Source organism: Janthinobacterium sp. NKUCC08_JDC (assembly GCF_019345575.1).
Lineage (GTDB): Bacteria > Pseudomonadota > Gammaproteobacteria > Burkholderiales > Burkholderiaceae_D > Janthinobacterium > Janthinobacterium aestuarii.
The window spans coordinates 100604-106959 of record NZ_JAHKQW010000017.1 but is presented as its reverse complement, the minus strand read 5'-3'; the positions used below and the strand labels follow the sequence as shown (position 1 = coordinate 106959).

Annotated in this window: 5 protein-coding genes and 1 riboswitch; all 5 genes read left to right on the top strand. The window is 61.1% G+C overall.

The annotated features are described in order from the left end of the window. The first annotated feature begins 440 nt into the window (after positions 1-440). The 5 genes from cobT to KO538_RS26405 all read left to right on the top strand — a co-directional run bounded on the left by cobT (position 441) and on the right by KO538_RS26405 (position 6353). Positions 441-1481 carry a nicotinate-nucleotide--dimethylbenzimidazole phosphoribosyltransferase gene (gene cobT / locus KO538_RS26425; RefSeq protein WP_219330146.1) on the top strand — a complete coding sequence of 347 codons (1041 nt, stop codon included), beginning with the start codon at positions 441-443 and terminating at the stop codon, positions 1479-1481. Positions 1482-1485: 4 nt separating this feature from the next. Beyond that, the gene (locus KO538_RS26420; protein WP_219330145.1) at positions 1486-2292 is read left to right on the top strand and encodes an adenosylcobinamide-GDP ribazoletransferase; all 807 of its coding nucleotides are present in this window, start codon (positions 1486-1488) and stop codon (positions 2290-2292) included. A 6-nt stretch (positions 2293-2298) separates the two neighbouring features. Then, positions 2299-2853 (top strand): histidine phosphatase family protein, encoded by a 555-nt coding sequence (locus tag KO538_RS26415; protein ID WP_219330144.1) that lies wholly within the window; start codon positions 2299-2301, stop codon positions 2851-2853. A 44-nt stretch (positions 2854-2897) separates the two neighbouring features. Then, positions 2898-3140, top strand: a riboswitch (cobalamin riboswitch). An 82-nt stretch (positions 3141-3222) separates the two neighbouring features. Then, positions 3223-5217 carry a TonB-dependent receptor gene (locus KO538_RS26410; protein WP_219330143.1) on the top strand — a complete coding sequence of 665 codons (1995 nt, stop codon included), beginning with the start codon at positions 3223-3225 and terminating at the stop codon, positions 5215-5217. Positions 5218-5327: 110 nt separating this feature from the next. Continuing rightward, positions 5328-6353 carry an iron ABC transporter permease gene (locus KO538_RS26405; RefSeq protein ID WP_219330142.1) on the top strand — a complete coding sequence of 342 codons (1026 nt, stop codon included), beginning with the start codon at positions 5328-5330 and terminating at the stop codon, positions 6351-6353. Positions 6354-6356 lie beyond the last annotated feature (3 nt).

The following is a 6356-nucleotide window of genomic DNA, read 5'->3' as shown; positions in this document are numbered from 1 at the left end:
AAACCCCTCGCATTGCGAGGTGTTTGCTCACTCAAAAAACTGACAGGCTACTTCCGAAGAAGTATCCTATTTCATTATTTCTTGTGAACATTTGATATTTTAAGTATTACGCCAATCCGAAGATTGACGCTGCACTTACATCAAATGCCCACACTTATCGACTGTTAATTGTTAAAGAACTGTATTCGGTGCTACTTTCGCGCTATCGACAAAGCGTTGTGTTTGTCAGCTGCGAAGAAGGAAGAGTATGAAGCATTTCGCTAAATCCGTCAACTCCTTCTTTTTTCTCGTCTCATTCAGCATTTGCATGCGTCGTTCAGCGAGGGGGCGAATTATAGCCCTGCCCCGCACACCTCGCAAGCGCTAATTTGCAGTTGGGCAAATATTGCTGTGTGATATCGTAGCACCGACAATTCCTTGCCTCATCCACCCTGATTCCCATGCCTATCCCACACATTTCACCGACCGCCAATGCAACACTGGCCAGCGCCCTCGAACATGCCATCAATAGCAAGACCAAGCCGCTGGGCAGTCTCGGCATGCTGGAAACCCTGGCCCGCCAGATCGGCCTGATCCAGCAAAGCACGCAACTGGCATTGCGCCAGCCCGCCATCATCGTTTTCGCGGCCGACCATGGCGTCGTCGCCGAAGGCATTTCCGCCTATCCGCAAAGCGTGACGTGGCAAATGGTAGAGAACTTCCTCGGCAACGGCGCCGCCATCAATGTCTTCGCCCGCCAGGCAGATTGCGCTCTCTATATAGTAGACGCCGGCGTGAACCACGATTTCGGCCCGCGCGACGGCTTGCTCGACCGCAAGCAGGGACTTGGCACCCGCAACTTTGCCAAGGAATCCGCCATGAGCCAAGAGCAATGCCTGGCCGCCATGCAGGCAGGGATGGACCTGGCCGCCACACTGGAAGGTAATGTGCTGGGCTTTGGCGAAATGGGCATCGGCAACACCACGGCCGCCGCCGCACTGATGCACAAGCTGACGCGAACACCGGTCGCCGACTGCGTGGGCGCCGGCACCGGCCTGTCGAAGGAAGGGATACTGCACAAACAGCAGGTGATCGAAGCGGCCGTCGCCCATCATGCGGCAGTCAATGCGCCACTCGACGTGCTGGCCACCTTTGGCGGCTTCGAAATCGCCATGATGGCCGGCGCCATGCTCAAAGCGGCCGAACGGCGCATGATCTTGCTGATCGACGGCTTTATCGTCAGCAGCGCCCTGCTGGTGGCAGCCCGTTTGCAGCCGGCCATTCTCGATTACTGCGTGTTTTCGCACTGCTCCGATGAAAATGGCCACCGCCAGTTGCTGGCCAGCCTGGAAGCACGTCCGCTGTTGCAGCTCGATTTGCGCCTCGGTGAAGGCACGGGTTCGGCGCTGGCCTTGCCGCTGCTGCACGCGGCCGTCAACTTCATGCGCGAGATGGCGACGTTTGCCTCGGCCCAGGTCAGCGAAAAGTCCACGCCAGACTAAGACGATGGCCAATCCCGTTTCCGCCGCCATCCATCAATGCCGATTATTCTTCATCGCGCTGCAGTTCTTCACGCGCCTGCCCATCCCTCGCTGGGTGGGTTTCGAGCCAGCATGGCTGCAGCACGCTTCGCGCTACTTTCCATTGGTGGGCGTCGTGGTGGCCGCCATCAGTGGCGTCGTGTATCTGCTGGCAAGCTGGCTCCTGCCTTCGGCGGTGGCCGTGCTGCTGGCCGTCGCCGCCGGCATTTACCTGACGGGCGCTTTCCATGAAGACGGCTTTGCCGACATGTGCGACGGTTTCGGCGGCGGCCTGACGCGCGAACGGGTGCTGGAAATCATGAAGGATTCGCGCATCGGCGCGTATGGCGCGATCGGCATCCTGTGCCTGCTGGCCATCAAATGCGCGGCGCTCGTTTCGCTGCCGCCTGCCACGGTGGTAGCCACCTTATTCATCGCTCATCCACTCTCGCGCCTGGCCGCCGTCTCGCTGATCTGGGCCATGGATTATGCACGCGATGAAGGCAAGGCCAAGCCGATGGCGCAGGAGATGACTACGGGAGAATTCATCATCGCCGCCGTCTGCGGTCTGCTACCTGCCATCGCCTGCGGCCTGCTGGGAATATTCTATTGGGCCACGCTGGTCTTTGCTATCGTGGCGGCGGCGGCTGCCGCATTCTGGCTGGGCCGCAAATGCCAGCGCCGCCTGCAAGGCTATACGGGCGACTGCCTGGGCGCCGTACAGCAGGTGGCGGAAGTGGCGATTTACCTGGCAATCCTTTCCAGCTTCCAGCCTCCATTGCGCTTCTACTGAACAAGCATGCGCCTGATCCTCGTTCGCCACCCCACGCCGCAGGTGACCAGCGGCACCTGCTATGGCCGCAGCGACGTGGCGGTGGCGCCGCATGAAATGGCCACGGTACGCGCCCATTTGCAAGCAACGCTGCCAGCCGGTGTGCCGCTCTACACGAGTCCACTGCGCCGCTGCGCCGGCCTGGCGTCAGCTTTGGCGCAAGACTTGCCCTCCAGCGCCCTGCACCTTGATGCGCGGCTGGGGGAAATGGATTTCGGCGCATGGGAAATGCAGCCCTGGCACGCGATTGCACGCGCGGACATCGATGCCTGGGCGGCCGACCTGGCCTGGTACCGGCCCGGCGGCGGCGAGAACGTGCTGGCGATGGCTGCCCGCGTCGATGCGTTTTTAGGCGATCTGTTGCGCGAACAACACGAAACGGCCATCATCATCTGCCATGCGGGCACCATCCGCCTGCTGTCGGCATTGCAAGCCCAGCTGCCATTGGAGGAAACTGCCCTGCTGGCCGCCCGTTCCTCCCATAAAATCGCCTACGGTGCGACGGTCGTCGTCGATTTCTGATATCGAAGCGCCCAGCCAGCCATTTCAGTCCACGCCCACTGCACGTATAATGGCGGGGTTTTGGTGCCCGCGTTCATGTCCATGAGCGCAGTTAAACGGGAAACACGATGCCGCGCTCGCGGCGAACGTGTGCTGCCCCCGCAACGGTAAGCAAGTGTCGCCCCTCCCAACAGGACGCGGGCGACAAGCTATCTCTGACAACCACTGTGCTTGCAATCATTGAGCATGGGAAGGTGGGATAGCCGCACTTGCCAGCCCGGATACCGGCCAGGACAGGTGGAAGTGCGGGCCTTGCCGGGTGCCGCGCCTTCCGTTGAATCTGGCTTGCGGGGACGCGAGCCGGATGCTTTTTCCGAAGAAAACGATATCATGACTGCTCCTGTATTACACCGCCGCGCGCCGGCAATGGCGCCGCGCGCCCTGGTTTCCGCCATCTCCCTGTGCTTTATCGCTGCCGCTCCCGCTTTCGCGCAAACGGCGAACAAGACGCTGGACCAGATCGTCGTGACGGGTTCGCGCTTCAACAGCGATCCGGCACTGCAGCCGATCGGTGCCACCGTCATCACGGCCGATGAAATCCGCCGCGCGGGCATCAGCGATGTGAACCAGGCGATCCGCAAGATTGGCGGCGTCTATGGCCGTCAAAGCCTCACCGGCAGCCCTGACTTTACCCTCGACCTGCGTGGCTTCGGCGCCACCGCCAGCCAGAACACGGTCGTGGTCCTCGATGGCGTGCGCCTGTCGGAAAATGAACTGACCGATCCAGTATTGGCCAGCATTCCCATCGATAGCGTGGAACGCATCGAGATCACGCGCGGCGGCAGCAGCGTCCTGTACGGCGACGGCGCCACGGGCGGTGTGATCAATATCGTGACCAAGCGCCCAGGCAAGCAGGCTGGCCGTGGCACCGTCTTTGCGGAAGTGGGCCAACTGGGCCAGCGCGAAGTGCGCGGCTCCGTGGCCCAAACCTGGAATAACGTCACTCTCGATGCCGCTGTTGGCAAGCAAGAAACCGACAACTATCGCGATAATAACGAATACAAACAGACCAACTTCGGCGGCGGCGCGCAATGGCAGGACAAGGATGTCCGCGCAGGTGTGCGTATCGACAGCACACGTCAGGACAGTCGCTTCCCTGGCTCAATCACATTGGCCCAGTTTGAAGACAATCCGCGTCAGGCGAAGACACTGAAAGATTTCGGTTCAGTCGATAGCGACCGCTACACCGCATTCGCTGAAGGCCGCCTGGGTACCATTGATCTGGCAGCAGAACTGTCGCATCGCGAAAAGACAGCAAAGTCCACCTATTTCAGCAGCTTTGGCCCTTCTCCATCAGAGCGCAAGACCAAACAAAACCAGTTCTCGCCACGACTGCGCCACCTGGGTCAGTTTGATGGCATGCTCAATGAAATCGTTGCAGGCGCCGACTTTATCAAGTGGGATCTGTCAGCTAACGCTTCTTACACCCAGGCCAAGGCAAAGCAGAAATCGCAGGCATTCTATGTGCGCAATGAACTGAAATTCGCTAGCCCGCAAAACTTCCGCATTGCCGCTGGCGTGCGCCACGAAACTTTCGACAAGAGCTCCGTTGATACGGTACCGTTCACCACAGCCACCTACAACAGCAAGCAGAACTTCAATGCCTGGGACGTGCAAGGCAGCTTCGATGTCGTGCCGCAGGTGAATCTGTACGCCAAGGCCGGTCAGAGCTATCGCGTGGCTACCGCCGATGAAAACGGTTCGACGCCGGTTGCAAACAAGCCCTTGCAAGGCCAGACCTCGCACGATCTGGAACTGGGCGCAACCTACAACAACAGCATCGTCAAGATCGACGCCCGCGTCTTCCGCCACAAACTGACCAACGAGATCTATTACGATCCGACGGCAGGTGAATTTGGCTGGGGCGCCAACACCAACCTGGATCCGACCAAGCACCAGGGTTTTGAGCTCGATGCCAGTGCGAATATCGCGGCTGACTGGAAAGTCAGCGGCCACTACCAGCACGTGAAGGCGACCTTTACAGAAGGCGTCAACTCAGGCAAGGAACTGACCCTGATCCCGAAAAACACTCTGTCGGCACGCCTGTCGTGGGTACCGAAAGATGGTCAAAGCGCGGACTTCGGCGCGCAATGGGTAGACAGCCAGCGCTACGGCAGCGATTTTGCCAATACCTGCAACGCCAAGGTGCCATCGTTCACCACCTTCGATGCCCGCTATGCACGCAAGTTCGGCGCCTGGGAAGTGGCGGTCAATGCCTTGAACCTGACCGACAAACAGTACTTCACCAATGCCTTCAGCTGCAAAGGCGGCATCTATCCTAGCAATGGCCGTCAGATGAAGATCTCGGCACGCTACGATTTCTAAATCGGCCCGGAGATGATTACAATGGCCCGTACGCGCAACCGCATGCGGGCCATTTTTCTTGAGGAAGTCCCCAGCCACTTGCACCGCTCCCGCTTCACCTAAGGCAGTACATGCACCCATTTTTCCGCAATATGCGCCACCGCGCCACCGTGATCCTCACGGTGCTGATCGTGTGCGCGATTGCCAGCCTGATTTTCTCCGGCATGATCGGTTCGATCGCCATTCCGCTCGCCGACCTGCCTTCCGCCCTGTTCCATGTCCTGCAGGGCAAGACCGACACTCTCGCCGCCACCTTGCTCGACCTGCGCCTGGGCCGCGCGCTGACCGCCTTTGTCACCGGCGCGGCGCTGTCGCTGGCGGGTCTGATGATGCAGGCTCTCCTGCGCAACCCTCTGGCCGACCCGTATGTGCTGGGCATTTCCGCCGGCGCTTCCGTCGGTGCGCTGGCCGCGCTGCTGTTCATGTGCGCGCTGTGGGTGGTCGACGCGGCCGCCTTTGCCGGCGCCGTCGGCGTCTCCATGCTGCTGTACTTCTTTGCCCGGCGCGACCTGCGCGGCGGCACGGCGGCCGAAGGCGGCGCCTCGCTCTTGCTGCTGACGGGCGTGATCCTGGCTTCGGCCTGCATGGCCATCGTCACCCTGATGCTGTCCATCGCCCCGGAAAGCCGCTTGCGCAGCATGGTGTTCTGGATGATCGGCGACCTGTCCGGCGCACCTGCGCGGCTGATGCCCTGGCTGGTCCTGGCCGGCGCCCTCGTCTTCGCCTTGCGCTGCGCGCGCTCGCTGAACGTCATGGCGCTGCACGCGGAAGCGGCCAGCACCCTGGGCGTGCGCGTGGGCGCGCTGCGCAAGGGACTGTTCTTCTGTTCCGGCCTGCTTACGGCCAGCGCCGTCACCAGCGCCGGCAGCGTGGGCTTCGTCGGCCTGATCGTGCCGCATGCGCTGCGCTTTGCCTGCGGCCCCGACCACCGCCTGCTGATACCGGCCACCGCGCTGGCCGGCGGCACCTTCCTCGTACTGGCCGATACCTTGGCGCGCACCGTGCTGGCACCCTTGCAGCTGCCAGTCGGCGTTGTCACGGCCATGATCGGTGCGCCCGTCTTCCTGTACCAATTGCACCGCTTGCGCAGGGGATGAAAC